The 22,529-nt window shown below is 28.4% G+C and carries 24 protein-coding genes; 17 read left to right on the top strand and 7 right to left on the bottom strand.

What is annotated here, in order from left to right:
• Nucleotides 1–20 precede the first annotated feature (20 nt).
• Together ACTT9P_RS03140 and ACTT9P_RS03145 are read left to right on the top strand one after the other, a co-directional pair.
• Entirely contained in the window at nucleotides 21–380 is a 360-nt protein-coding gene (locus ACTT9P_RS03140; RefSeq protein ID WP_440909240.1) for an NADH-ubiquinone oxidoreductase subunit NDUFA12 family protein, read from the top strand.
• Entirely contained in the window at nucleotides 343–729 is a 387-nt protein-coding gene (locus ACTT9P_RS03145) for a DUF2155 domain-containing protein (protein ID WP_440909241.1), read from the top strand. The genes ACTT9P_RS03140 and ACTT9P_RS03145 overlap by 38 nt, the downstream gene beginning before the upstream one ends.
• Here ACTT9P_RS03145 and accC read toward each other — a convergent pair.
• The 3 genes from accC to aroQ are packed head-to-tail and all read right to left on the bottom strand — an operon-like array spanning nucleotide 726 to nucleotide 2,933.
• Nucleotides 726–2,063 carry an acetyl-CoA carboxylase biotin carboxylase subunit gene (gene accC / locus ACTT9P_RS03150; protein WP_440909242.1) on the bottom strand — a complete coding sequence of 446 codons (1,338 nt, stop codon included), beginning with the start codon at nucleotides 2,061–2,063 and terminating at the stop codon, nucleotides 726–728. The genes ACTT9P_RS03145 and accC overlap by 4 nt on opposite strands.
• Nucleotides 2,063–2,500, bottom strand: a complete 438-nt coding sequence (gene accB / locus ACTT9P_RS03155; RefSeq protein ID WP_440909243.1) for an acetyl-CoA carboxylase biotin carboxyl carrier protein — start codon at nucleotides 2,498–2,500, stop codon at nucleotides 2,063–2,065. Before accB ends, accC begins: the two co-directional genes overlap by 1 nt.
• Nucleotides 2,487–2,933 (bottom strand): type II 3-dehydroquinate dehydratase, encoded by a 447-nt coding sequence (aroQ, locus tag ACTT9P_RS03160; protein WP_440909244.1) that lies wholly within the window; start codon nucleotides 2,931–2,933, stop codon nucleotides 2,487–2,489. The genes accB and aroQ overlap by 14 nt, the downstream gene beginning before the upstream one ends.
• 17 nt (nucleotides 2,934–2,950) lie before the next feature.
• On the opposite strand from aroQ, the gene thiS reads away from it, so the two are divergent.
• Together thiS and ACTT9P_RS03170 are read left to right on the top strand one after the other, a co-directional pair.
• A complete protein-coding gene (thiS, locus tag ACTT9P_RS03165) occupies nucleotides 2,951–3,169 on the top strand; it encodes a sulfur carrier protein ThiS (protein WP_440909245.1) in 219 nt (72 codons plus the stop codon).
• A gap of 1 nt (nucleotide 3,170) precedes the next feature.
• Nucleotides 3,171–3,944: a thiazole synthase gene (locus ACTT9P_RS03170; protein ID WP_440909246.1), complete on the top strand. Its 774-nt coding sequence runs from the start codon at nucleotides 3,171–3,173 to the stop codon at nucleotides 3,942–3,944.
• Here the strand turns inward: ACTT9P_RS03170 and ACTT9P_RS03175 are convergent.
• Nucleotides 3,937–5,766 (bottom strand): Rne/Rng family ribonuclease, encoded by a 1,830-nt coding sequence (locus ACTT9P_RS03175; RefSeq protein ID WP_440909247.1) that lies wholly within the window; start codon nucleotides 5,764–5,766, stop codon nucleotides 3,937–3,939. The two genes, ACTT9P_RS03170 and ACTT9P_RS03175, sit on opposite strands and share 8 nt — an antisense overlap.
• Nucleotides 5,767–5,861: 95 nt before the next feature.
• Here ACTT9P_RS03175 and ACTT9P_RS03180 point away from each other — a divergent pair, with 95 nt between their 5' ends.
• The 3 genes from ACTT9P_RS03180 (at nucleotide 5,862) to ACTT9P_RS03190 (ending at nucleotide 11,473) form a co-directional block, all read left to right on the top strand.
• Nucleotides 5,862–8,201 (top strand): penicillin-binding protein 1A, encoded by a 2,340-nt coding sequence (locus ACTT9P_RS03180; RefSeq protein ID WP_440909248.1) that lies wholly within the window; start codon nucleotides 5,862–5,864, stop codon nucleotides 8,199–8,201.
• Nucleotides 8,201–9,293 (top strand): peptide chain release factor 2 gene (prfB, locus tag ACTT9P_RS03185; protein ID WP_440909249.1). Its coding sequence is split into 2 segments (ribosomal slippage): nucleotides 8,201–8,269 and nucleotides 8,271–9,293, totalling 1,092 coding nucleotides; the frame shifts between segments, so codons are not numbered across the junction. Before ACTT9P_RS03180 ends, prfB begins: the two co-directional genes overlap by 1 nt.
• The gene (locus ACTT9P_RS03190) at nucleotides 9,293–11,473 is read left to right on the top strand and encodes a hypothetical protein (protein ID WP_440909250.1); all 2,181 of its coding nucleotides are present in this window, start codon (nucleotides 9,293–9,295) and stop codon (nucleotides 11,471–11,473) included. The genes prfB and ACTT9P_RS03190 overlap by 1 nt, the downstream gene beginning before the upstream one ends.
• Here ACTT9P_RS03190 and tyrS read toward each other — a convergent pair.
• Nucleotides 11,470–12,699 carry a tyrosine--tRNA ligase gene (gene tyrS / locus ACTT9P_RS03195; RefSeq protein WP_440909251.1) on the bottom strand — a complete coding sequence of 410 codons (1,230 nt, stop codon included), beginning with the start codon at nucleotides 12,697–12,699 and terminating at the stop codon, nucleotides 11,470–11,472. The two genes, ACTT9P_RS03190 and tyrS, sit on opposite strands and share 4 nt — an antisense overlap.
• 45 nt (nucleotides 12,700–12,744) lie before the next feature.
• Here tyrS and ACTT9P_RS03200 point away from each other — a divergent pair, with 45 nt between their 5' ends.
• Nucleotides 12,745–13,887: an anhydro-N-acetylmuramic acid kinase gene (locus ACTT9P_RS03200; RefSeq protein ID WP_440909252.1), complete on the top strand. Its 1,143-nt coding sequence runs from the start codon at nucleotides 12,745–12,747 to the stop codon at nucleotides 13,885–13,887.
• A 5-nt stretch (nucleotides 13,888–13,892) separates the two neighbouring features.
• On the opposite strand, the gene ACTT9P_RS03205 is transcribed toward ACTT9P_RS03200, so the two are convergent.
• Complete coding sequence (locus ACTT9P_RS03205; RefSeq protein ID WP_440909966.1) at nucleotides 13,893–14,537, bottom strand: alpha/beta hydrolase; 645 nt, start codon at nucleotides 14,535–14,537, stop codon at nucleotides 13,893–13,895.
• A gap of 124 nt (nucleotides 14,538–14,661) precedes the next feature.
• On the opposite strand from ACTT9P_RS03205, the gene ACTT9P_RS03210 reads away from it, so the two are divergent.
• From ACTT9P_RS03210 to ACTT9P_RS03250, 9 genes are all read left to right on the top strand, one after another.
• A complete protein-coding gene (locus ACTT9P_RS03210) occupies nucleotides 14,662–15,084 on the top strand; it encodes an Rrf2 family transcriptional regulator (protein ID WP_440909253.1) in 423 nt (140 codons plus the stop codon).
• Nucleotides 15,085–16,527 carry a Fe-S cluster assembly protein SufB gene (gene sufB / locus ACTT9P_RS03215; RefSeq protein WP_440909254.1) on the top strand — a complete coding sequence of 481 codons (1,443 nt, stop codon included), beginning with the start codon at nucleotides 15,085–15,087 and terminating at the stop codon, nucleotides 16,525–16,527. It abuts the gene before it with no gap.
• Nucleotides 16,528–17,262: a Fe-S cluster assembly ATPase SufC gene (sufC, locus tag ACTT9P_RS03220; RefSeq protein WP_440909255.1), complete on the top strand. Its 735-nt coding sequence runs from the start codon at nucleotides 16,528–16,530 to the stop codon at nucleotides 17,260–17,262. It abuts the gene before it with no gap.
• Entirely contained in the window at nucleotides 17,262–18,503 is a 1,242-nt protein-coding gene (sufD, locus tag ACTT9P_RS03225; RefSeq protein WP_440909256.1) for a Fe-S cluster assembly protein SufD, read from the top strand. Before sufC ends, sufD begins: the two co-directional genes overlap by 1 nt.
• A complete protein-coding gene (locus ACTT9P_RS03230) occupies nucleotides 18,493–19,710 on the top strand; it encodes an aminotransferase class V-fold PLP-dependent enzyme (RefSeq protein ID WP_440909257.1) in 1,218 nt (405 codons plus the stop codon). Before sufD ends, ACTT9P_RS03230 begins: the two co-directional genes overlap by 11 nt.
• Entirely contained in the window at nucleotides 19,710–20,174 is a 465-nt protein-coding gene (sufU, locus tag ACTT9P_RS03235) for a Fe-S cluster assembly sulfur transfer protein SufU (RefSeq protein WP_440909258.1), read from the top strand. The genes ACTT9P_RS03230 and sufU overlap by 1 nt, the downstream gene beginning before the upstream one ends.
• Before the next feature lie 3 nt (nucleotides 20,175–20,177).
• The gene (locus ACTT9P_RS03240; protein WP_440909259.1) at nucleotides 20,178–20,474 is read left to right on the top strand and encodes an iron-sulfur cluster assembly protein; all 297 of its coding nucleotides are present in this window, start codon (nucleotides 20,178–20,180) and stop codon (nucleotides 20,472–20,474) included.
• Nucleotides 20,474–20,806 carry a HesB/IscA family protein gene (locus ACTT9P_RS03245; RefSeq protein ID WP_440909967.1) on the top strand — a complete coding sequence of 111 codons (333 nt, stop codon included), beginning with the start codon at nucleotides 20,474–20,476 and terminating at the stop codon, nucleotides 20,804–20,806. The genes ACTT9P_RS03240 and ACTT9P_RS03245 overlap by 1 nt, the downstream gene beginning before the upstream one ends.
• Before the next feature lie 77 nt (nucleotides 20,807–20,883).
• Nucleotides 20,884–21,054: a hypothetical protein gene (locus tag ACTT9P_RS03250; protein WP_440909260.1), complete on the top strand. Its 171-nt coding sequence runs from the start codon at nucleotides 20,884–20,886 to the stop codon at nucleotides 21,052–21,054.
• Between the two features lie 6 nt (nucleotides 21,055–21,060).
• On the opposite strand, the gene glnA is transcribed toward ACTT9P_RS03250, so the two are convergent.
• The gene (glnA, locus tag ACTT9P_RS03255) at nucleotides 21,061–22,467 is read right to left on the bottom strand and encodes a type I glutamate--ammonia ligase (protein ID WP_440909261.1); all 1,407 of its coding nucleotides are present in this window, start codon (nucleotides 22,465–22,467) and stop codon (nucleotides 21,061–21,063) included.
• Nucleotides 22,468–22,529 lie beyond the last annotated feature (62 nt).

Genomic DNA, 22,529 nt, shown 5'->3' on the forward strand with positions numbered 1-22,529 from the left:
AAAAATTGAAAAATTTATAAATGATATCTTTACTTCAAAAAATTTTTACCTGGTGGAATCAAGATACTTTTGGAACAAGACTGAAAACTTTAATTAGCGGAAGACTTGTTGGTCAAGATTCATTCGGAAATAAATATTATGAAAATAAAAAAGGTGAACGATGGGTAATTTACGCTAATGAAATAGATGCATCAAAAATCCCTGTAGAGTGGTATTCTTGGATCCATTATACGCCTAACAAAATCCAAAATGAACATGACCTTAAAAAATATTCTTGGCAAAAACCTCATCAACCTAATCTTACAGGTACTAAAGAAGCTTATTATCCAAATAAAGATAAAGATGAACCTGAAAAAAAATATAAAAGTTGGCTTAATTAGTATTGCCCTTTTAATTACTTCTATTTCTTTAGGAAATTCCAATACAAATCTTGAAGGAAATTATACAGAAATCAAAATTTTGAATAAAATCAGTTCAAAAAATACTTCATTAGAATTAGAAAATAACAAAGAAAAAGCTTTTGATGATTTATTAATTAAAAGTATCAAATGTAAAAACTCTGAGTTTGATGATGATCCAGAAATAATTGCATATATTCAAGTTATTGATCAAAGTACAACTAATAATAATGAAGTTTTTGTATTTAATGGCTGGATGTTTTCATCAAGTCCTTCGATCAATCCTTTTGATCATCCGGTATACGATATTTGGCTTACAAGCTGTTACTAAATTACTTTCTCGTTATCTAACCAGCTAACATTGTAATCAGAATCTAGAAACTTTTTATGTTTTAATAAAGTTTTATGAAGTGGAATAGTGGTAGTTATGCCTTCAATCACAAATTCATCCAAACATCTGTTCATTCTTTGAATAGCTTCAGTTCTATCTCTTCCATGACAGATTAATTTACAAATCATACTGTCATAAAATGGTGTTACTTTATAACCTTGAAATATTGCACCATCTACTCTTGTTCTAAATCCTGACGGTTGATGGCACATACCAATTGTTCCGGGAGAAGGCTGAAAGTTTTTACTAGCATCTTCAGCATTTATTCGACATTCAATAGCATGACCTCTTGGATTTATATCAGTTTGTTTTAAAGTAGTTTCTCCTGTAAAGGCAATTTGGATTTGCTCTTTAATAATATCTACACCGGTCACCATTTCACTTACTGGGTGTTCAACTTGAACTCTTGTATTCATTTCTAGAAAATAGAATTTTCCATCCTCATAAATAAACTCAACTGTTCCAGCTCCTTCATAACCAATTTTGGACACCATTTTTACAGTTTTTTCAAATAAATCTTTTCTTATTTCATCTGTCAGAACTGGACTTGGAGTTTCTTCAATCAATTTTTGATGTCTTCTTTGTACTGAACAGTCTCTTTCATGTAGATGTACTGTTCTATTTTTCCCTGCTAAAATTTGCACTTCTATATGTCTAGGATTTTGAAAAAATTTTTCGATATAAACTTCATCATTACCAAAATATTTTTGAGCTTCTGATTTAGCAGTAGAAAAAAGTGTTTCAAACTCTTCCTCTTTTTGAACAATTTTCATTCCTTTACCACCACCACCTCCTGATGCTTTAATCAAAACTGGGAAACCAATTTTTTTACACAAATCTTTGGCCTCTTTAATATCTGTCACACCACCTTCAGACCCCTCTATTACTGGAAGACCATTTTCTTTCGCAATTCTTTTTGCTTGAATTTTATCACCCATCATCTCTATATGTTTTGCTGAGGCCCCTATAAATGTAATTTTATTTTCCTCTAATACTCTCGCAAAATTTGCATTTTCAGATAAAAATCCATAACCAGGGTGAACTGCCTCTGCATTCGTAATTTCTATTGCTGACATTAAAGCAGGGATATTTAGATAACTATTTGCTGGTTGATGAGAACCAATGCATACACTTTCATCAGCAAGTCTTACATGCATGCTATCTCTATCCACATCAGAATGAACTGCAACAGTAGATATACCCCATTCTTTACAAGCTCTGATAATTCTAACTGCAATTTCCCCACGGTTTGCAATTAAAATTTTCTTAAACATTATTCTACTATGATAATTGTTTGGCCGAACTCTACTGGTTGACCATCTTCAACACAAATTTCTTTAACGACACCATCAGCTGTAGAAGGTACATGATTCATTGTTTTCATTGCCTCTACAATCATGACTGTGTCACCTTTTTTTATTTTTTTTCCAATTTCTACAAATTTCTTAGCTCCTGGTTCTGGAGCATGATATGCTGTTCCAATAATTGGAGATGTAACTTTTGTACCAGAAGTTGATTGTTGTTTAGTAATATCATTTTTTGAATTTTCAGTTGCTGATATTGCATGAATAGGTGCAGCAGCTGTTGTTACAGTTGCTGATGTTTTTGAAACTTTTATTTTTGTATCTTTGTCTGTGTATTCAATTTCAGTTAAGTTAAATTCATTTAGATATTCACTTAACTCTTTTATGGTTTCTTTATTTATTTTCATCTTGTAGCATCTTATGTAATCTAATTATGGCTAAAATATAACCTTCAGTACCTAGACCAAATATTCCACCAGTAACCACATCACTAATTAATGATTTTTTTCTAAATTCTTCTCTCTTATATATGTTAGAAATATGTAATTCAATAACAGGCTTCTTTAAAATATCTAAAGCATCTCTTATTGCAACAGAGGTATGTGTAAAACCAGCTGCATTTATAATCATTCCGTCATATTTTTTTCTTGATTCTTGAATAACATTCACAATTTCACCTTCCACATTGGACTGAAAAAAATCTATTTCCAAACCAATCTTTTTTGCTTCGGTTTCGCAATTTTCTTTTAATTGTTTGTAATTCATTGACCCATATTGTGATTGTTCTCTTTCTCCTAATAGATTAAGATTAGGACCATTAACTACAATAATTTTATTCATAAAATTCTTTATACATTATGAAAAAGATAAAAAAAATAAATATTAAATTAAATGGAAAAAAAACTAATGTAGATGATCAAATTAGTTTAAATAAAATTTTAAAAAATTTCAATATTCCAACAAATAAGGTGGCTATTGAGTTAAATAAAGAAATAGTTAATAAAAAAAAATTAAGTTCAATAAAAATTAGAAATAATGATAGTATTGAAATAGTTCATTTTATTGGTGGTGGTTAACATGAAAAAAGACAGTTTAGTAATTGCAAAAAAAAAATTTAAATCACGTTTAATTGTTGGTACTGGCAAATATAAGAGCATGTCTGAGTGCGCAAAGGCAATTAGCTTATCTGCTGCAGATATTGTAACAGTTGCAGTTAGAAGAGTGAATATTTCTGATAAATCAAAACCTTTACTAATGGATTATATAAATCCAAAAAAAATTACATATCTACCTAATACAGCAGGTTGTTTTACATCAGAAGAGGCACTTAGAACTTTAAGATTGGCAAGAGAAATAGGGGGTTGGAAATTAGTAAAACTTGAAGTTCTTGGAGATAAAAAAAATTTATATCCCGATGTTATTGAAACTCTTAAATCTACAGAAGTTTTGTCAAAAGAGGGATTTAAGGTAATGGTTTATTGTACAGACGATCCATTAATGGCAAAAAGATTAGAAAACGCTGGCGCATGCGCGATCATGCCATTAGCTGCTCCAATAGGATCAGGACTAGGAATTTTAAATAAAGTAAATATTAAGATGATAAGAAGACAAACTAAACTTCCATTAATAATTGATGCAGGGCTTGGACAGGCATCCGATGCTACAATCTCAATGGAACTAGGTTGTGATGGAGTGTTGGTAAATACCGCTATAGCTAAAGCAAACAAACCTTTTGAAATGGCTTTAGCATTTAAAAACGCAGTTATAGCAGGAAGACAATCTTTTTTAGCAGGAAGAATAAAACAAAATTTAATGGGAAGTGCCTCTTCACCATTAGATGGTATTATTTAGTTTTTTTATAATATTTTTTTTTAAATGGTTTTTTTTTAAATTTTTTTTTTACAATTTGTTTCGAATTTGAAAAGTCTTCATCAATAGGTGAGTTTGATAAGTTCTGAAGATTAATCAAATTCTCAAATATTTCTATTGTCTTTTTAGATTTATTTTTTAAGTCAATTATATATTCAGGGATGATAAGTTCGTTATCAGATATTATATCAATCTTAATTTTATTTTTCTTTTCAAAATAATTGAGGCTATCAATATAATTTTCTTTTAGAAAATTTGAAATTTTTTCACATACTTTAAGCTCAACAAATTTTGCTTTATTTGTTACGGCTTTAATTTCAACAAGCTTTAACACTTTTCTTGAAAAAGATTCATCTGTTAGTACAACTTTCCATTTTACTGCACTCTCTCTAAGTCTTTGTCTAGACATCTCTAACAATCCAAAATTACTAATCTTTCCAATTTGGATTCTTGCTCTGTCTGATCTGCATTTTTCTTTTAATCTTCTCTCAACTAATCTTCTGTTTCCAAAACTAAGCATGTCAATAAAATCAATGATTATTAATCCCGATAAATCTCTAATTTTTATTTGCCTAGCAATTTCTTCTGCTGCTTCTAAATTAGTATCTAAAGCAGTGCTTTCTACATTTTTTTGCTTAATTGAACTTCCCGAATTTATGTCTATTGAAACTAGAGCCTCAGTTGGGTTGATAACTAAGTATCCACCAGAAGTTAACTTAATTTCAGAGTCAAATATTTGATTAAGTTTTTGTTCGATATTTTCTTCAATGAATAAAGGTAGTTTACCTCTATATTTTTTTACTTTTTTTACATTTGAAGGCATCATCATTTTCATAAATGATTGGGCTTTTTTGTAACCTTCGTTACCATCTACAATTATATTTTTTGTATTTTCATCATACATATCTCTAATTGTTCTTTTGATAATCTCACTTTCTTGATGAACTAATGATGGAGCAATTGAGTTAATAGCTGTATCTTTGATTTGGTTCCATGTATTTATTAACGTTTCTAAGTCATGGTTAATTTCATTTTTAGTTTTATTACTACCCGCTGTTCTTACAATTAAACCCATTTCCTTTGGAATTTCTATTTCATTCAAAATTGATCTGATTTTTTTTCTATCGATTGGATTGAATATTTTTCTAGAAATTCCTCCGCCTTTTGCAGTGTTAGGCATTAAAACAATATATTTCCCTGCAATAGATATAAATGTACTTAAAGCAGCACCTTTTTGACCTCTTTCATCTTTAATAACTTGTACAAGAATGACTTGATTAGGTTTTATAACTTCTTGAATCTTGTATCTTTTATGTTTTATCTTTTTTATCTCTTTTTTATCTTCAACCTTTTCCTCAGAAGCATTACCATCTTTTTTTTCGTCTAGTTCTAAATCTTTATTTGAATCTTCAGCTTCATTATCGTTATTTGGTTCAACAGGATCGTTGGCATCCAATTTACCTTCTGCTAGATTTTCGTTATCTATTTCTTCTACTTGTTTTGATAATTCTTCTCTTATTTTTTCTTCTTCTTCTTTAAGTTTCCGTAAGTCACTTTGGGGAATTTGATAATAATCTGATTGAATATCATTAAATGATAAAAAACCGTGTCTTTCTCTTCCAAAGTCTACAAATGCAGCCTGTAGAGATGGTTCTATTCTGCTTACTTTTCCAAGATAAATGTTATTTTTGATTAAATCGTTTTTAAAACTTTCATATTCATAATCTTCAATATGATTGTCTGATTTAAGTACAACTCTTGTTTCATTAGGATGCGAAGCATCGATATATAAATTTTTTTCCATAATATTGATGTTTGATTTTTGTTAGAATTAATCGTCATAAAAATTTTGTGTGTAGCCTTATATTTAACAAATTCCACTATATAATGGAAACATAAATGAGCAAATTAATTAAAAATTTTACAATCATTTCAATAAGCCTAATTTTACTAATATTTGTTACTGGTTTAAGTGTTCTTTGGGTATATTCAAACAAAATACCAGATTATAAATTTTTAAAAAATTATAAACCTCCAGTATCAAGCAAAGTTTATTCAGGAAACGGAACTTTGGTGGCAGATTTTTCTCGAGAAAAAAGAGTTTTTGTTCCATATGAAACAATACCTCAAAATGTAATTGAATCTTTTCTTTCAGCTGAAGATAAAAATTTTTTTTCTCACCCAGGTGTAGATGCCAAGGGTGTTGCAAGAGCAGTAATAAACAATATTTCAAATATAAAAAATCAAAAAAGGCTTGAAGGTGCATCAACTATTACACAGCAAGTAGCCAAAAATTTTTTATTATCAAACGAGGTTAGTTTTAACAGAAAAATTAAAGAGGCAATTTTAGCTTTTAGAATTGAAAGAGCTTTAAATAAACAAAGAATTTTAGAATTATATTTAAACCAAATATATTTGGGTGGTGGAGCTTATGGAGTAGGAGCAGCAAGTTTAGAATATTTTGATAAATCTATTAAGGATTTAAATTATTCAGAAGCCGCGTTGTTGGCTGCACTTCCTAAAGCGCCAAGTAGATATAATCCATATAAAAATATAAAGCTTGCAAAATTTAGAAGAGATTTAGTTTTAAAAAACTTATATGATAATAATTATATATCTTTTAAAGAATATCAAAAATATCGAAATCAAAAAATACAACTAAAGAAAAAACAAAAAGTATTCTTAGAAGATGCTCAGTATTTTATTGAAGATATCAGGAAAAAAACGATTAAAGATTTAAGTTCTGACAGTGTTTATAAGCAAGGTTTAGTTATTAATACACCAATTGATTTAGAACTACAAAACTTTGCAACAAAATCGTTAAGAGATGGGTTGATTAGTTATGATAAACGACAAGGGTGGAGAGGCCCAATATTGAACATTAAAAACTACAATAAAAATTGGGCAGATAACTTAGAGAAATATAAACTTGAAAAATCAATAAACTGGAAACTTGCGATAATAAAAGATGTTAAAAACTACTCTGCGATAATAGAAACTCATGATTTAGAAACTGGAACTATAAGTTATAATGATATTTTGTGGACTAAAAAAGATTTAAATGATTTGTTAAAAATTGGAGACGTGGTTTATGTTGAAAAACTTAATGATAATTTTTATAGCTTAAAACAATTGCCGTTAGTTAATGGGGGCATAGTTGTTATGGACCCGTATTCTGGAAGAGTTTTAGCTATGAGTGGTGGTTTTAGTTTTAAATTAAGTGAGTTTAATAGATCTACTCAAGCTTTTAGACAACCAGGATCAGCATTCAAACCATTTGTATATGCTCTAGCTTTAGAAAATGATTATACTCCCTCCACTTTAGTTTTAGACGCACCATTAGTTCTTGATCAAGGTGAGGACCTTAAACTATGGAAACCTGAAAATTATGGAAAAAAATTTTATGGACCATCAACTTTGAGATCTGGTTTAGAGAAATCTAGAAATCTAATGACAGTAAGAATTGCTCAAGATTTAGGATTAGATCGAATTGTAAATTTTTCAAAGAATTTGGGTATATATGATAATCCAGATGAATTACTTTCAATATCTCTCGGTTCAGCAGAAACTACTCTTCTTAAATTAACGTCAGGCTATTCCGCATTTGTAAATGGAGGAAAATTAGTTACTCCGATAATAATAGACAGAATTCAAGATAGTGAAGGTAAAACAATTATGAATAATGACTTAAGACGATGTAGTAATTGTAATGAAATATCATATTTAGGAAAAAACTATCCAGAGATAAAAGATAATTATAAACAGATTTTTTCTCCTCAAACTGCTTATCAAATGACATCAATTTTAGAAGGGGTTGTTCAAAGAGGAACTGGAAAAAAATTAAGAGATTTAAATTTAAATATTGGTGGAAAAACAGGAACCACTAACAAAAACACTGATACCTGGTTTATAGGTTTTAGTTCTAACTTAGTTGTTGGAGTTTATGTTGGTTCTGATAATCCCAAACCCCTTGGAAAAAAAGAAACAGGAGCAAAAACAGCTCTCCCAATATTTAAAGATTTCATGAGTAAAGCTGTAAAAAAATCTGAGGCAAGACCATTTAAGGTTCCAGAAAATATTTTAATGATGGTAGTAGACTCAAAAACAGGGGAAAAAGTTAATTTTGCATCAAAAAATACAATTATTGAAAATTATAAAAAAAAAGATATTTTGAATCTGAGCGGTGTAAATGTTGGTCTTAATAAATTAAATATTAATAACACACTCAAATTTTACTAATGGAAAATAATACTTCAGAAATAATTCAAGATATTGATAAAGTAAATTTAAGAATCAAGGAGTTTCTTTGAAAAAAAGAAATTTCACTCAAAACTTGAGGAATTAAATTCAAAAATTCTTGAAGAAAATTTTTGGAAAGACAAAGAAAATTCAAAGAAAGTTTTAAAAGAAAAAAAAATTTACGAAGATTTAATAAATTCTTACAATCAATCACACCAAAAAACTTCTGAATTAAAAGAATTAATTGATTTAGCAAGTGAGGAAAATAATCAAGAATTAGCAGATGATCTTTTTAAAGAGCTAATTGAATTAAAAAGAAATGTTAAAAATTGTGAAATTAAATGCTTCTTATCAAATGACGTTGATCCTTTAGATTGCTATGTGGAGATTCATGCGGGCGCTGGTGGTACAGAGAGTCAAGATTGGGCTAACATGTTGAGAAAAATGTATGTCAAATGGGCTGAACATAAAGAATTCAAATTTGAATTAATTAATGAACACAAAGGAGAAGAGGCAGGCATAAAATCATCAACAATTAAAATAGAGGGAAGCTATTCATTTGGATGGCTGAAAAAAGAAAGTGGTATTCATAGATTAGTTCGTATCTCTCCATTTGATTCAGGAGCAAGGAGACATACAAGTTTTGCAAGTGTTTGGGTATACCCTGTTTTAAACGATACAATTAATGTTGAAATTCTTGAGAAAGATTTGAGAATCGACACTTACAGATCAAGTGGTGCTGGCGGACAACATGTTAACACCACTGATAGTGCTGTCAGAATTACTCATATACCATCTAAAATTGTAGTGCAGTGTCAAAATGAAAGATCTCAGCATAAAAATAAAGAAACCTGTATGAATATGTTAAAAGCAAGATTGTATGAACACGAAATGAAAAAAAAAGAAGAGCAAAGCAAAACAACTGAAGATTCCAAATCAGAAATTGGGTGGGGTCATCAAATTAGATCTTATGTTTTGCAACCTTACCAATTAGTAAAAGATAATAGAACAAATTTTGAAAGCACCAATCCTGAAAAGATACTAAATGGTGAAATTGATGAATTTCTTGAAAAATCTTTACATCAACTTTAATGAAAAAAATTTTATTTAAATTACTTACATTAATTATTTTCTCAGTTTTGAGTGTAGTTGCTTATCTAAGTTTAGTAGGTGTAGAAACAAAAAAATTTAATTCTTTAATTATAACTAACATTGAAAAGGTAGATCCAAAACTAAAAGTAAATTTAAGTGATGTTAAAATTAAATTAAACCCTTTAAAATTTAAAATCGATTTAAAGACATTAGGAACTTCTATATCTTACCAATCAAAACCAGTAGATCTGGAATATATAAAAATAGAAATTTCTTTAAGAAATTTATTGGACAAAAAAATTTCTTCGTCAAAATTTTTAATTTCAACTAAAGCTATAGAGGTCAATAATCTAGTTTCATTTACCAGATCTTTAACTGGAGAGACTAAATTATTTATTTTAGAAAATTTTATTCAAAAAGGAATTATTATTGCAGATTTAAAACTTAGTATTGGTGATAGTGGAAAAATAAAAGATGATTTTGAGATAAAAGGTCTTGTCAAAGATGCAAATATAAAATTATTAGATAATAAAAAAATATCAGATATTAATTTTATATTTAATATTCAGAAAAGTTTAGCGTCTATAAATGATTTAAATTTCAAATATGATAAAGTTAATTTAAGTGCTGAAAGTGTTAAAATTAAAACAAATCAAGATGAAATTGATATTTCAGGTAAATTAAGAAATCAAATTACAACTTTAAATGATCAAGAAACTTTAGACTTAATTTCTTTTGATGATTTTAATTTCAAAAATGTCAGATTTACTTCAAACAATGAATTTAAACTTGTTTTTAATAAAGATCTTAAATTAAAGAATTTTCGAACCAATTCATTTATTAATATCAAAGAAGCAAGCATTCAAAATGATTATGATTTTACAAATATTTTTCCAAATATAAAAAAAGAATTAAATTTAAAAAATCATGAATTAAATGTACTAAATGATAACTCAAAAATTATAATTGAAGGGCAAGGTGAGATTTCGGCTCAAAAAAATTTGGATAAAATAAAATATAAGTTTGAAAATATTGCTGACAAATTTTTATTTGATCTAAAATTAGATTTAATATCAAATCCAATTAATATTAGTTTTTTAAATTATAAAAATGATAGTAAGGAAGACACGTTAATTGATATCAAAGGAACATACCTAGAAAACAAAAAATTTAATTTTGATAAAATTAATATTAGCTCAAAAAACAATAAGATAAGTTTAAATAAATTATACTTGAACGATAAATTTCAATTTTCATCAATTCAAAATGCAGTTTTTAATTTTGTAGATACTATAAATATTCGAAATGATTTTGAATTGAAAAAGAGTAAAAAGAACGAATACAGTATTGTTGGAAAAAGTTTTAATTCTACTAAAATTATTGATGAACTTTTAGTTGGTGAGGATATTGATAATTTTTTACCAGATATTAAGCTCGAGATTAATATAGATAAAGTCTTAGTTGATAAAGAAAATGATATTAATAATCTAAAAGGAAAATTAGTTTTTAAAGATAATAAAATTGAAAACGGAAATTTAACTGGACTATTTTCTGATAATGAAAAAATAAATTTAACTATTATTACTAAAAATGAAAATACAGTCACAACTTTCTTCTCTGATCGAGCTGAGCCATTTGTAAAAAGATTTAAATTTATTAAAGGTTTTGAGGAGGGAGCTTTAGATTTTTATTCAGTTAAATCGGGAAATTCTTCTAATTCTCATCTGAAAATTTATGATTTTAAATTACAAGAATTGCCTGCTCTTACAAAAATTTTAACCTTAGCTTCATTACAGGGGATTGCTGATCTTTTATCTGGAGAAGGTATTAGATTTAATGATTTCGAAATGAATTTTGAAAATCGAAAAAATTCTTTGAAGATAAATGAAATTTACGCAATTGGACCGGCTATATCTATTATGATGGAAGGGTATGTTGAAAAAAATGATATCATTAGTTTAAGGGGAACATTGGTTCCTGCTACTACTATTAATAAGGCTATAAGTTCAATTCCTTTGTTGGGCAATATATTGGTTGGTAAAAAAACTGGTGAAGGAGTTTTTGGTGTAAGTTTTAAAATCAAAGGACCTCCAGGTAAAACAGAAACTTCTGTTAACCCAATTAAAACTTTAACCCCAAGATTTATTACTAGAACTTTAGAAAAATTAAAAAAGAATTAATTTAATTCAATTTTTAAGTGTCTTTTTTTTCCAATGGATAATTTCAGATAATCATTTTTAAAATTATCTAAATTTATTTTTAAATTTTCATCACTAATAACTTCATTATTAATTTTAATTCCATTATTTTTGATTAACCTTCTAATTTCACTTTTTGATTTTTCTAATTTTGTAATAATTATTAAATCAATAATATTTATAGTTTCTTCAACAGTTGATTTTTTAATATTAATAGTTGGTAAATTTGCACCATCTGAATTTTGTGTAAATGCCTCTTTTGCTGTTTTTTCTGACCTTTCTGCCTCTTCTTTGCCATGAAGCATTTCAGTAGCTTTATTTGCTAGTAATATTTTTAAATTATTAATGTCATCATTTTTGATTTTTTCAATTTCATCAATCTCTAAATCTGTAAAAATTTTTAAGAATTTAACTACATCTCTATCATCGGTATTTCTCCAAAATTGCCAATAATCATACGCAGATAAAAATTTTTTATCTAACCAAATAGCGCCAGTTTCAGTTTTACCCATTTTTGCACCTGATGCTAAAGTGATCAAAGGAGTTGTTAATCCAAAAACCTGATTTCCGCTGTATCTTTTTATTAAATCAACTCCATTAACAATATTTCCCCATTGATCTGAACCTCCAATTTGCAACATGCAATTTTCTTTTTTATTAAGTTCCAAAAAATCATATGCCTGAAGTATCATGTAGTTAAATTCCATGTAACTTAAAGACTGCTCTCTTTCCAACCTAATTTTAACACTATCAAAAGTTAACATTTTGTTGATTGTAAAATGTTTGCCTATATCTCTTAAAAAAGAAATATAATTTAAATGTTTTAGCCAATCATAGTTATTTACAAATATTGGTTTTGTTTTTTCATCTTTATCATCAAGAAAGTTTTTTAAAATTTTTTCGATGTTAGTGATATTTCTATTAATTTCTTCTTCATTAAGAATTTTTCTAGTTTTATCTTTGCCCGAAGGGTCACCAATTCTTGTGGTTCCTCCACCAATTAAAACAATAGGTTGGTGACCATGTTTTTGTAACAATCTTAAACACATTATTTGTAACAGGCTACCAACATGTAAACTTTCAGCTGTGCAGTCAAAACCTATATACGCTTTGATTGATTTATTATTTAATAAATCTGATAGTTCGTCATCACCTGTGCTTTGATAAAAAAGACCTCTATCTTTAAATTCTTTTAAAAATTTATTCATATGTCTATAAACTCTTTATACACATTTTATTAAAAAAAAATATTCATGAGTAAAAAAAAATATTGCTCTTTAGGATTTATGAGTGGAACTTCAATGGATGGTGTAGATGCATCATTAATTATATCTGACGGATATGATGATATTGAATTTTTAGATAATATTTATTCTAAATTTCCTGAGGGTTTATATTTAGGACTGATTGAACTTAGATCTAAAATTCAAAATTATGAAGATATCAATGAGAATATTAATAAAATTAACAAAATTGAAAGAGAGCTTACTTTATTTCACGCCGAAATAGTACAAAAACTCAAAAGAGATAGAAAAATTGATTTAATTGGATTTCATGGACAAACAATTTTTCATAATCCTGAAAAAAAAATTTCAAAGCAAATTGGTAATGCAAATTTATTAGCTCAATTAACAAAAAATAAAGTTGTATATGATTTTAGAAAAAATGATTTAGAGAATGGTGGACAGGGTGCACCACTAACACCAATATTCCATAATTTAATTTCAAAAAAAATACTTCATACTCAAGAAAACAAAAATCAAATTATCGTTTTTCTGAATATTGGCGGTATTAGTAATTTGTCAATTATAAGACCAGATAAGAACTTCAATTTAGATGAGTTAGAAGGATATGATATTGGACCAGGCAATTGTCTGATCGATAATTGGGTAAGAAACAACTCAAAACTTCAATTTGATAAAAATGGAGAAATAGCGTCTAGCTCAAATATAAATCAAATTATATTAAATCAAGCTATAGATAATATTGAGATTGATATTAAGCAATCACTAGACATAAGTGATTTTGATATTTCTTTTGCAAGAGGACTTTCTTTTGAAGAGGGTTGTGCAACAATTAGTGAATTAACTGGATACCTAATTTCAAAAGGAATTGAGAAAAGTATAAAATCTTTTTATGATAAACAAGTTATATGTGTTGTTTGCGGAGGAGGTGGAAAAAATAATTTTTTAATCAACAGTATAAAAAAAAATATCCAATTAAGTCAGGATATCATTATCAAAAAAATTGATGAGTTTAATATGGATGGTGATTTCATTGAGTCACAAGCATTTGGGTACTTAGCAATAAGATCATATTTAAATTTGCCATTTTCATTTCCAAAAACTACCAGATGTAAAAAACCTGTTTCTGGGGGAATAGTGGTAGAAAATTAGTTATATTAATAAAGAGCAGACTCTTTTTTTATATAATCATCTAAGCATTTTGTCAGATCATTTTCTGTTTTTGAAAAAAAATGATTAGCTTCTGGAATAGATTTAAATTCTACTTTAATACCTTTTTGAGCGCTTAATCTTTGATCTAATTCATTTATATATTCACTTGGAACTAGTTCATCTTTTTTACCATAAACCATTAAACCTGATGTTGGACACGGTGATAAAAAAGAAAAGTCATAGGCATTTGGTTGTGGTGAAATTGCAATGAATCTATTTATTTCTGGTCTTCTCATTAAAAGTTGCATTGCAATTAAAGAACCAAAAGAAAAACCAGAAACCCAACATTGTGAATTATCAAAATTTTCTCTTTCAAGCCAATCTAATGCAGCTGCTGCATCTGCCAATTCACCTTGGCCATTATCAAATTCACCATCACTTTTTCCTACACCTCTGAAATTAACTCTACAAACTGAAAAATCATTTTCCATAAAAGTATGAAAAGTTTCGACAACAACCTTGTTGTTCATTGTTCCACCATATTGAGGATGAGGTTGTAAAACTAAAGCTACTGGTGAAGTGGGTTTTTTGCTTTTATAATATTTAGCTTCTAGCCGCCCAGCTGGACCTGGTATGAAAATTTCTAAGATTTTATTATCCATATTATGAAAAACAGCATCATTAACATAACTATGCGATGAAATGGTAGTTTTTTTTTATGTCGCAATACTTGACTATTTTAGTCGGGTTTATATATACCCCCTTATAAATCTTATGAAATTAACATCTAAAGGTAGATATGCTGTTATGGCTTTAGTAGATATTGCTAAATTTGATAGTATTAACCCAGTATCTCTAAGAGATATTTCTCTTAGACAAGGAATATCTATTGATTACCTTGAGCAAATTTTTTCAAAATTAAAGAAGTATGAAATTGTAAAAAGTATCAGAGGTATCCAAGGTGGATATATTTTAAATAGAAAACCATCTGAAATTAAATTGAATAATATTTTTGATGCAGTTGATGAAAAAGTAAAAACTGTTCAATGCAAAAAAGAGTCTAAAAAAAGTTGTAATGGGAAATCAACAAAGTGTGTAACTCATGATTTGTGGAACGAATTAGAAACTCACATCAATACTTTTTTTGAACAAAAAAGTTTAGAGGATTTAGTAATTAATAAAGAAAGTAGAATTTAAATGGATCAAAGAAATAAAGAGATTGAAAAACTAAAAGATTATAAATACGGATTTTCTACTGATATAGAAGATATCAAAGCCCCAAAAGGATTAAATGAAGATGTAATAAAATTTATTTCAAACATAAAAAAAGAACCATCATGGATGCTAGAATTTAGGTTAAAGGCTTTCAATAGACTTAAAAGTTTAAAAGAACCTGATTGGCAAAAACCAAAATATCCTAAAATTGATTATCAAGATCTTTATTATTACTCAGCTCCAAAGAGCATGAAAGAAAAACCAAAAAGTTTAGATGAACTTGATCCTAAATTATTAGAAACTTATAATAAATTGGGCATTCCACTTCAAGAACAAGCTAGATTAAACGGTATTGCCGTTGATGCAGTTTTCGATTCAGTTTCTGTCGCAACAACTTTTAAGGAAGAACTAACTAAACAAGGAATAATTTTTTGCTCAATGTCTGAGGCTATACAAAAGCACCCAGATCTTGTTAAGAAATATCTTGGATCTGTAATTCCTATAACTGATCATTATTTTGCAACATTGAATTCTGCAGTTTTTACTGATGGTTCATTTGTTTACATTCCGGAAGGTGTTAAATGTCCAATGGAACTTTCAACGTATTTTAGAATTAATGCTTCAGAAACAGGTCAGTTTGAAAGAACATTAATTGTTGCAGATAAAGGAAGTTATGTAAGTTACTTGGAAGGGTGCACTGCTCCAATGAGAGATGAAAACCAATTACATGCAGCTAACGTTGAATTAGTAGCCTTAGATGATGCAGAAATAAAATATTCAACAGTTCAAAACTGGTACCCTGGAGATGAAAATGGAGTTGGTGGAATTTATAATTTTGTTACCAAAAGAGGTTTATGCAAAGGAAGAAATTCAAAAATTTCATGGACACAAGTTGAAACAGGTTCTGCTATTACATGGAAATATCCAAGCTGTATACTTAAAGGAGATAATTCTGTAGGAGAATTTTACTCTATTGCAATTACAAACAATCATCAAAAAGCAGACACAGGGACAAAAATGATTCATTTAGGAAAAAATACAAGAAGCAAAATTATCTCTAAAGGTATCTCAGCAGGAAAATCTGATATGATGTATAGAGGTCTTGTTGATATTTCATCAAAGGCAGATAACTCAAGAAATTTTACTCAATGTGACTCGTTGTTAATGGGAAATAAATGTGGAGCTCATACAATTCCATATATTAAAAATAAAAATATTAAATCAAATATCGAACATGAAGCGACAACTTCAAAAATTAGCGATGAGCAATTATACTATTGTAACCAGAGAGGTTTAAATCAAGAAGAGGCAGTAAGTTTAATTGTAAATGGATTTTGTAAAGAAGTATTACAACAATTGCCAATGGAGTTTGCAGTTGAAGCACAAAAATTAGTTGGAATTAGTTTAGAAGGGAGCGTTGGTTAAATGTTATCAATCAATAGTCTTAAAGCAAAAGTAGAAAATAAAGAGATATTAAAAGGTCTTAATCTAGAGATAAAACCTGGTGAAGTTCACGCAATAATGGGTCCCAATGGATCTGGTAAAAGCACACTTTCTAACATTTTATCTGGAAAAAAAGGTTATGAAATTGATGGGAAGATAACTTTTGAAAATGAAAATCTCCTTGATTTAGAAACTGAGGAAAGAGCTCACAAAGGAATATTCTTGGCATTCCAATATCCTCTTGAGATACCAGGGGTAAATACTAATACGTTTTTAAAGACATCTTTAAATGCAATTAAAAAAGCACGAGGAGAAAAAGAGTTAGATGCGATTGAATTTTTAAAGTTAGTTAAACAAAAATCAGCCGAATTAAAATTTGATGAAAAAATCTTAAGCAGACAATTAAATGTAGGTTTTTCTGGAGGTGAAAAAAAGAAAAACGAAATTCTTCAAATGTCTATTCTTAATCCAAAGCTTGCTATATTGGATGAAACAGATTCTGGTTTAGATATTGATGCTTTAAGAATAGTTTCAGAAGGTGTTAATTCATTAAGAAATAAAAATAATTCTTTTTTAATTATTACTCATTACCAAAGATTACTTGATTATATAAAGCCTGATTTTGTTCATGTGTTAAAAAATGGACAAATCATCAAATCAGGCGGACCTGAGCTAGCATTAGATTTAGAAAAAAAAGGTTACGAGGAATTTAATTAATGGAAAATAATTCACAAATAAATTTTGAAAATTTTTTGAAAGAGAAATCTTTTTCTAAAGACCAATTAGAAATAAGAAAAAAAAATTTTGAAAAATTTTCTACAGAAGGCTTTCCAAACAAAAGATTAGAGGATTGGAAATTTTCAGATTTAAATCAAATCATAAAAAATAATATAAAAAACTTTAATATTGATATATCCAATGAAAATAGTTTTGATGATAAAGATATAATTAATGACTTTGATCATAATAAAATTTTTATTTTAGACGGAAAAGTTATCAAAGAAGATTTTTCTTTTGAGAAAAAAAAATCAATAAAATTATCTGTAAAAAAAGAAATTGAAGATACAATTTATGGTAATACTTTATTAAATCTTAATTCTGCTCTAAATGAAGAAAACATATCCATTAATGTAACAGAGGGATATCAATCTGTAGCACCTTTAATTATTTACAATATATATTCCGATAAAAATCATAATTTAATTAATAATAAGATAAATTTTAATTTAGAAAAAAATAGTTCTTTAAAAATAATTAGTTTATCAAATGAAAATGCTAGTAGCAGTTTTTTAAATAGCAATTATGATATTAACTTAAAAGATGATGCTGTATTAAAATATTATTCTTTAAATTTTAAAGAGAATTCAAACATTATCCACTCATTTAGTAATATAAATTTAGAAAAAAATAGTCATTGTGAATATTTTATTTTATCTGCTGGAGCAAAGTTTTTAAAAAATGAAATAAAATGTTCTCTTAACAAGGATTTTGGATCAGCTTTTATTAATGGTGTTATCAGTTTAGATAAAGATAATCATCATGAAATAAAAACAATAATAAATCATAATGATGAAAATTGTAAAAGTTATCAATTAATCAAGTGTGTTCTTAATGATAATTCAAAAGGAATTTATCAAGGAAAAATTTTTGTAGATTCTAAAGCACAAAAAACTGATGGTTATCAATTAAGTAGAGCATTACTTCTAAATGAAAATACTGAATTTAATGCAAAACCTGAATTAGAAATTTATGCTGATGATGTAAAATGTTCACATGGATCCACATCAGGAAACATTGATGAAAATTCAATTTTCTATCTTATGTCTAGAGGATTATCTTATAAGCAATCAAAACAATTATTAATTAATGGTTATGTAGGCGAAGTTGTTGAAAAAATTACTGAAGATAAGATTAAAAATTTTATTAAAAAATTATTAGGAATAAATAATGAGTATTAATAACATAAAGAAAGAATTTCCTATTTTTGATGAGAAGATACATAATAATGACCTTGTGTATTTAGATAGCGCAAATTCTTCTCAAAAACCAAAAATCGTACTGGATAGAATTAATGATTTTTACTCTAAACAATTTTCTAATGTTGGTAGAAGTGTCCACTATTTATCAGTTGCTGCCACAAATATGTATGAAAACACAAGAACTTCTGTCCAAAACTACATAAATGCAAAAGATAAAAATGAAATTGTATTCACTAAAGGTGCTACAGAAGCGTTGAATTTAGTAGCAAATACTCTTGGGCAAACTGTTTTAGAGCCTGGAGACGAAGTGATTATTACTGAACTTGAGCATCACTCAAATTATGTGCCTTGGCATTTTCTAAGAAAATCAAAAAATATTAAAATTAATTTTGCTGAAATAAATGAAGATGGAGAAGTTCCAATAGAAAATATTGAAAAACTTATTACCGAAAAAACTAAAGTGATTTCAGTTACACATTTATCAAATGTAACGGGTGCAATTTTGCCAATTAAAGAAATAACATCATTAGCTCATTCAAAAAATATTATTGTTGTGATTGATGGTTGCCAAGGAGCTCCTCATTTAAAATTAGACATGCAAGATTTAGATTGTGATTTTTATGCGATCTCTTGTCATAAAATGTATGGACCAACTGGTTTAGGAGTGCTGTACGGGAAAAAGAAATGGTTAGAAAAATTACCTCCATACCAAGGTGGAGGAGGAATGATAAGAGAAGTAAAAAAAGATAGAATTACTTATGGAGATTTGCCAAATAAATATGAGGCAGGGACTATGGCTACAGCTCAAGTTATAGCTTTTGATCAATCTATAAAATTTTTAGAAACTATTGGTATAGAAAATATAATGAAACATGAAAAAGAATTAATTGAATATGGACAAGAATTATTAAGAAAAAATAATTCAGTAAAACTTTTGGGAAATCCAAAGGAAAGAGGAGGAGTCCTTTCTTTTATTATAGAAGGCGTTCATCCACATGATATAGCAACAATTCTAGATGAAGACGGTGTTGCAATAAGAGCTGGACATCATTGTTGTCAGGTATTGCATGATAAATTAAATATTCCTGCTAGTGCTAGAGCTTCTTTAGGTGTTTATAATACTAAAGATGATTTAGATAAGTTAAATGAAGCAATCAATAACTGTAAAAAAGTTTTTAATATATAATGAACTTAAAAGAATTATATCAAGAGATCATTCTAGATCATGGAAAAAATCCAAGGAACTTGAGAAAAACTGAAAATTTCAATAAAGACGCAAAAGGTAACAATCCATTATGTGGTGATAATGTTCATGTTTATTTGAAATTAAATGAAAATAAAAAAGTAGAAGATATTTCTTTTGAAGGAAGTGGCTGTGCGATTTCAATGGCATCAGCATCAATAATGACAGATCTTGTAAGAGGCAAAGAAGAATTTGAAGTTAAAGAAATTGTAGAAGATTTTTTAGGAATGATTAAAGAAAATCCAGAATTAAAATCTCAAAAACTTAAAGAGGATGAAAAAACTAAGCTAATGTGTTTATCTGGAGTAAAACAATATCCAATGAGAGTAAAATGTGCAACTCTATCATGGCACACATTAGTTTCAGCAATAGATAATAAGCAAGAAGAAATAAATACTGAAAATTAATTTATGAACACTAAAGAAAAAATAATTGAAGAAATTAGAAAAATTTATGATCCTGAGCTACCAGTGAACATTTATGAACTAGGATTGATTTATGATATTGAAGTAAATGAAAATAAAGCAAAAATTAAAATGACTCTAACCACTCCTAATTGCCCAGTCGCAGAAAGTCTTCCTAAAGAAGTGAAAGATGGTGCAATGCAAGTAGAAGAAATAGATGATGTGGATTTAGAGCTAGTATGGGATCCACCATGGAACAAAGACATGATGTCAGAAGCTGCAAAATTGGAGTTAAATTTGTAATGACACAGATTATTAAATTAAGCGACAATGCTGCTAGCAGAATAAAAGAGATTATGTCTAATGCAGAAAAAGATGCGTTAGGTGTTAGAGTTTCAGTTAAATCAGGAGGATGTGCAGGTATGTCTTATGTTATGGAATACACTAAAGAGGCAAACCCGGGTGATGAGGTGATAGAAGATAAGGGTGTTAAGGTATATATAGATTCTGCTGCTATTCTTTATCTATTAGGCACAGAAATGGACTATAAAAAAGAGGAATTTTCATCATCTTTTGTGTTTAATAACCCTAATGAAACTGAAAGATGTGGTTGCGGAGAGTCTTTTAAGGTTTAAAAAACTCTAGGTTGAATTGTCCCACTTTTAACATATCAGTATTGCATTGAATGCATATCTAGTGTAGCGTTTGAATAATGAACAAATTTGAATTTAGAAATCTTGTTAAGTCTTTAAGAGACACCTTAAAGCAAAAAACTTTTTTTAAAGATTTGCGAAAGGAAGTAGAAACTGGTGCAAATGGCACACAGGACTACGTTGTTAAAAAAGGTATTAACAAAGATACAGTTGCTACAACTAGACAGTAATTAAAATTAACTACTGTAATACATCTCAAACTCTACAGGATGAGGTGCGTGTTCAAACTTGTGAATTTCCTCAAACTTAAGAGCGATATAAGCATCAATCTGATCATCAGTAAATACACCGCCTTGAGTTAAGAACTCCCTGTCTTTATCTAAACTTTCCATAGCTTCCCTTAAAGATCCACATACAGTTGGGATTTTATTAACTTCTTCAGCAGGTAATTCATATAAATCTTTATCAAAAGACTCACCTGGGTGAATTTTGTTTTTAATACCGTCTAATCCAGCCATTAACATTGCTGCAAAAGTTAGATAAGGATTACCTGCTGCATCTGGAAATCTAATCTCACATCTTGCTCCTTTTTTACTTAATGTAATTGGGATACGACATGAAGCAGATCTATTTCTTGCTGAGTAAGCAAGCAGCACAGGTGCTTCAAATCCTGGTATTAATCTTTTGTAACTATTTGTTGTTGAGTTTGCAAAAGCATTAATTGCTTTGGCATGTTTTAAAATTCCACCAATATAATGTAATGCAGTTTCAGATAACCCTGAATATGCATCACCTGAAAATACAGGTGTATCACCTTTCCAAATTGATTGGTGAATATGCATACCTGAACCATTATCACCAGCAACAGGTTTAGGCATAAACGTTGCAGTCTTGCCAAATGAGTGTGTCACCATTTGAACTACATATTTGTAAAGTTGAACATTGTCTGCTTGATCAACCAAAGTACCAAAATACATTCCAAGCTCATGTTGGCTCGGAGCAACTTCGTGATGGTGCTTTTCAACTTTAATACCTACATCTTTTAAACTTTTTAGGTATTCACTTCTCATATCCTGTTCACTATCAACTGGTGGAACTGGGAAATAACCACCTTTTACACCTGGTCTATGACCCATATTTCCATTTTCGTATTCTTTACCTGAATTATAAGGACCTTCTTTACTATCAATCTTAAACCCAGCTTCATTCATATCGTTTTTAATTCTTACATCATCAAAAACAAAAAATTCTGGCTCAGGTCCAAAAAACGCTTTATCACCAATTCCTGAAGATTTTAAAAATTCTTCTGCTTTTTTAGCAATACCTCTTGGATCTCTTTCGTAAGGAGTTTTCTTTACTGCATCTAAAATATCACAAAATAAAACTGCAGTGTTATGAGAAGTAAATGGATCCATAAACATTCTTGAAGTATCTGGTTTTAAAATCATGTCCGACTCATTAATTGCCTTCCATCCAGCAATTGACGAACCATCAAAAAACACACCTTCATTGATCATATCTTCATCAACAATACTTGCATCCATTGTAAGATGTTGAAGTTTACCTCTTGGATCAGTAAATCTTAGATCAACAAATTCAGCTTCTTTTTCTTTAATAAATTTTAAAACATTATTTGCACTCATTTTAACTCCTTTTGATTTTGGTGGTTCTTAGCAAAAAAAAGTTTATAAATATCGCTCTTTAA

This window comes from Candidatus Pelagibacter sp., from assembly GCF_052048095.1.
Lineage (GTDB): Bacteria > Pseudomonadota > Alphaproteobacteria > Pelagibacterales > Pelagibacteraceae > Pelagibacter.

Coding starts and splice junctions, on each gene's coding strand:
- tyrS (WP_440909251.1), bottom strand. CDS start 12,699: ATGAATAAATTTTTAAAAGAATTTAAAGATAGAGGTCTTTTTTATCAA.
- sufB (WP_440909254.1), top strand. CDS start 15,085: ATGGATCAAAGAAATAAAGAGATTGAAAAACTAAAAGATTATAAATAC.
- ACTT9P_RS03145 (WP_440909241.1), top strand. CDS start 343: ATGAACCTGAAAAAAAATATAAAAGTTGGCTTAATTAGTATTGCCCTT.
- ACTT9P_RS03240 (WP_440909259.1), top strand. CDS start 20,178: ATGAACACTAAAGAAAAAATAATTGAAGAAATTAGAAAAATTTATGAT.
- thiS (WP_440909245.1), top strand. CDS start 2,951: ATGAAAAAGATAAAAAAAATAAATATTAAATTAAATGGAAAAAAAACT.
- ACTT9P_RS03170 (WP_440909246.1), top strand. CDS start 3,171: ATGAAAAAAGACAGTTTAGTAATTGCAAAAAAAAAATTTAAATCACGT.
- accC (WP_440909242.1), bottom strand. CDS start 2,063: ATGTTTAAGAAAATTTTAATTGCAAACCGTGGGGAAATTGCAGTTAGA.
- ACTT9P_RS03200 (WP_440909252.1), top strand. CDS start 12,745: ATGAGTAAAAAAAAATATTGCTCTTTAGGATTTATGAGTGGAACTTCA.
- glnA (WP_440909261.1), bottom strand. CDS start 22,467: ATGAGTGCAAATAATGTTTTAAAATTTATTAAAGAAAAAGAAGCTGAA.
- ACTT9P_RS03140 (WP_440909240.1), top strand. CDS start 21: ATGATATCTTTACTTCAAAAAATTTTTACCTGGTGGAATCAAGATACT.
- ACTT9P_RS03180 (WP_440909248.1), top strand. CDS start 5,862: ATGAGCAAATTAATTAAAAATTTTACAATCATTTCAATAAGCCTAATT.
- ACTT9P_RS03210 (WP_440909253.1), top strand. CDS start 14,662: ATGAAATTAACATCTAAAGGTAGATATGCTGTTATGGCTTTAGTAGAT.
- accB (WP_440909243.1), bottom strand. CDS start 2,500: ATGAAAATAAATAAAGAAACCATAAAAGAGTTAAGTGAATATCTAAAT.
- ACTT9P_RS03245 (WP_440909967.1), top strand. CDS start 20,474: ATGACACAGATTATTAAATTAAGCGACAATGCTGCTAGCAGAATAAAA.
- ACTT9P_RS03230 (WP_440909257.1), top strand. CDS start 18,493: ATGAGTATTAATAACATAAAGAAAGAATTTCCTATTTTTGATGAGAAG.
- ACTT9P_RS03190 (WP_440909250.1), top strand. CDS start 9,293: ATGAAAAAAATTTTATTTAAATTACTTACATTAATTATTTTCTCAGTT.
- sufU (WP_440909258.1), top strand. CDS start 19,710: ATGAACTTAAAAGAATTATATCAAGAGATCATTCTAGATCATGGAAAA.
- sufD (WP_440909256.1), top strand. CDS start 17,262: ATGGAAAATAATTCACAAATAAATTTTGAAAATTTTTTGAAAGAGAAA.
- aroQ (WP_440909244.1), bottom strand. CDS start 2,933: ATGAATAAAATTATTGTAGTTAATGGTCCTAATCTTAATCTATTAGGA.
- ACTT9P_RS03250 (WP_440909260.1), top strand. CDS start 20,884: ATGAACAAATTTGAATTTAGAAATCTTGTTAAGTCTTTAAGAGACACC.
- ACTT9P_RS03175 (WP_440909247.1), bottom strand. CDS start 5,766: ATGGAAAAAAATTTATATATCGATGCTTCGCATCCTAATGAAACAAGA.
- sufC (WP_440909255.1), top strand. CDS start 16,528: ATGTTATCAATCAATAGTCTTAAAGCAAAAGTAGAAAATAAAGAGATA.